This is a genomic window from Endozoicomonas sp. (assembly GCF_031844845.1).
In the GTDB taxonomy this organism is placed as follows: Bacteria; Pseudomonadota; Gammaproteobacteria; order Pseudomonadales; family Endozoicomonadaceae; genus Endozoicomonas.
The window spans coordinates 1-3303 of sequence record NZ_JAVRMB020000052.1; the positions used below are offsets into that span (position 1 = coordinate 1).

Sequence of the window (3303 nt, forward strand, 5' to 3'; positions counted from 1 at the left end):
CTTTGTGCATAGTATTTTTCAGGGTTGAAGAAGTAGTTGTATACATTCTTCAGCGGTGTGATCACGAAGGCATTCAGAGGCCTGTAAATTACGTGATAAGCCACGTAGCCCAAAAATTTGAAGGGCAGAGCCATGTAGGAAAGCACTGTTTTGACAGCAGAAATCGCTCGTTGGCCCAGTGTTTTCTCAGGAGGAATTGCAGTTGATATGGTAACTGTTTCCTTTTTCTCTTCTGCCTTTTCCGGGGCTGCTTTCGGTGTGCTGCTTTCCGTTTTTGCAGTGGTAGCCTGAGCAGGCTGACTGGCTGCAGGCGTTCCTGTTGTATCTGACTTTTTATCAGAGAAGTAATTTTTGACGTTTGTAAAAGGAGTAGTGATCCATTGTCCCCAGGTTTTCTTCTCGGCTTGAGTTTCGCCAGATGCCGTGCCGACAGAAGATTGTACAGTTGAAGCTGTTGGTTCTACTGCAGTTACAGGCTGATTATATACAGTAGACGGCTGTTGGACCGTCGGCTGAGCAGGCGGTGCTACCTTCGAAAGATCAGGATACAGTCCAGGGGTTGGCGCTGGAATTGCATTAATTGTCATGATATATGTCCTTATTCAGTTTGGTTGTGTTTATGATTTGATTGCATCAATTGTTATTGACTGAACGTTTGGACAGTTTATTTGTAGTTTTGTTCCACTTTGATATTGATTAATAAAGTAGCGGGCTAGATAAAGGGGTTTAGAATAGAATTAAGAGCTTGGGGTAAGGTTTTGTTAGCTCTTAATTATATGATTTTAAATGGTAAATCTATTTTTCTGGATGATTTTTGGTCTCAAGCCATTGGACCCTGGCCCTTCTTAAAGCTTCACCAACTGCTTTGCCTTTTATGTTTTCTGAAATAACATCCCTCGCTTTAATAGCTAAACATTCTTTCAGGCATTCGATTAGTTGATGTTTTTGCTGTGATAGATCTTCAAAACAGTACATCAGCGTGTTAGTTAAGTGCTCAAAGCGTTCGGGTCTCCGAAGAGCATCAGTCACTTCAAATAAAGACATCAGGGATTCCGCTTCCGGGAGCCTGAGGGTATTTACCGTTTTTTCGGAATACTCTGCTGTCAGTAGAGCCTGCTCTGAAAACTCTGTCGGTACGTGCAGTCTGGATGAAAATTTTTGAATGTGAAGTAAATTTTCATCCCGCTCACTTTCTGTCTGTGGCAATGAAGGTATAAACAGGCAACTGAATCGAAGCAGTGCTGAACTGTCTTCCTCAGCGGAGGTGTTCAGAAACTGCAGGGCCTGGTTATGGATAAAGTGGCTGAGTTCTGGCATGACAGCTTCCAGAGCTCCACAGCGTTCAAGCGTTTGGAAGTACACCGCAGGGTTAGGCTCCATCAGGGCTTTGAAGGTCTCCTGCCATACTCTTTCTGGTACCAGATGAGCTGCTTCACCACTGCTAACCATGCTTTTCATCAATTCAAGGGTTTCTCTGGCGACACGAAAGCCAAGTGGGTTGAGCCTTGCGGCAAAGCGAGCAACCCGGAGGATTCGCAACGGATCTTCCTGAAAAGCCGTGGATACGTGGCGTAGCAGGCGATTCTCCAAGTCTTTTTGGCCCCCATAAGGGTCAATAATATGGCCGAAACCATCTTCTGCCATGGCGTTAATGGTTAAATCCCTGCGGAGCAGGTCCTCCTCCAGAGATATGTCGCTGGCGGTATGAAAAGTAAAGCCAGCGTAACCATGGCCGCTTTTACGTTCTGTTCGTGCCAGGGCATATTCTTCTTTGGTTTTCGGGTGCAGGAATACCGGGAAGTCTCGTCCTACCGGCTGATAGCCCTGCTTTTTCATCAATTCCGGAGTGGCTCCTACCACAACCCAGTCGTGGTCTTTGATCGGTAGCCCCAACAATTTGTCTCGTACAGCACCGCCAACACGATAAATTTGCATAAATGAGATGGGTTCCAGAAGTAAAAAGGAGAGAATTGACTATTTTTTATAGCAAAATACAATCTAATTTGCCTGTAGAGAAAAATAATTCTACCTACGGCGTATTTTTGATAATTAATTTTCTATTAGTAAACCAATGGTCAGGGATGATGAAATACTTTTCTCTCCCCGAAGCCATAAACTATTCGTATAGAGTTTACCGATAACGTGCAAAAGAACAAAACGCTGATTGCTCATGAAGGATTTGGCGACCAGGCACGATAAATTTATAGGGAAGCATTTTAATTGGGGAGGGGGTGACGGTTATGAATTCTCATCATTGGGTCAACGAGGCGATTGGTAAGATTGAAGCTGATTTTCAGCGTAGCGCAGATACACATCTGGTACGGTTAGACTTGCCTGGACTGAACGGGATAGACCTGTACCTTAAAGATGAGAGTACTCATCCCACCGGCAGTTTGAAACATCGTCTGGCTCGCTCTCTGTTTCTCTATGCTATTTGCAATGGTTGGGTAAATCAGAATACCACCATTATTGAATCATCCTCTGGAAGCACCGCTGTCTCTGAGGCCTATTTTGCCCGGTTGCTGGGTTTGCCTTTTATCGCAGTAATGCCCAGATCGACATCCATTCACAAGATACGACAGATTGAATTCTATGGTGGTCAGTGTCATCTGGTGAGTTGTTCCAGTGAGATTTATGCAGAGTCGCAACGGCTGGCCAAAGAGCTGAATGGCCACTACATGGACCAGTTTACTTATGCAGAACGTGCTACAGACTGGCGAGGCAATAATAATATTGCCGATTCTATCTTTCGACAGATGCGGGCTGAGCCTCATCCGGTGCCCAGCTGGATTGTAATGAGCCCCGGAACGGGGGGGACATCAGCAACGCTTGGGCGTTATATCCGGTACCAGAGGCTGGATACTCAGCTATGTGTCGTCGATCCTGAGCATTCCGTCTTTATGGACTATTACCTCAGTGGAGATATAAGCCTGACTATTGACCGGAGCTCCCGAATAGAAGGGATTGGCCGTCCACGAGTTGAGCCTTCGTTTATCCCGGGGGTGATTGATGATATGCGTCGTGTGCCTGATGCTGCAGCGATTGCTACCATTCACTGGCTGGAAACGATTCTTGGTCGAAAAGCGGGTCCAAGTACAGGAACCAACCTTTATGGTGCCCTGCAAATAGCCTCAGAAATGAGAGCCTGCTCAGAAGAGGGGTCAGTGGTTACCTTATTGTGTGATAGTGGTGAGAGATACCTTGATACCTGTTACAACCCCGACTGGATTGCAGCTCAAGTGGGAGATATACAACCGTGGCTAACTAAAATATCACAGCTGGTTTCAGGTGTGGGGCTTTAGG

General features: G+C 45.8%; 3 protein-coding genes. 1 reads left to right on the top strand and 2 read right to left on the bottom strand.

Going from position 1 to position 3303, the window contains the following annotated elements; translation table 11 throughout:
* A partial coding sequence (locus tag RM811_RS02260) for a hypothetical protein (protein WP_402520356.1) occupies nucleotides 1-587 on the bottom strand: 587 nt, incomplete at its 3' end.
* Nucleotides 588-795: 208 nt separating this feature from the next.
* A complete protein-coding gene (locus tag RM811_RS02265) occupies nucleotides 796-1935 on the bottom strand; it encodes a hypothetical protein (protein WP_402520358.1) in 1140 nt (379 codons plus the stop codon).
* Nucleotides 1936-2240: 305 nt separating this feature from the next.
* On the opposite strand from RM811_RS02265, the gene RM811_RS02270 reads away from it, so the two are divergent.
* Nucleotides 2241-3302, top strand: a complete 1062-nt coding sequence (locus tag RM811_RS02270) for a PLP-dependent cysteine synthase family protein (protein ID WP_402520360.1) — start codon at nucleotides 2241-2243, stop codon at nucleotides 3300-3302.
* The last annotated feature ends 1 nt before the right edge of the window (nucleotide 3303 follow it).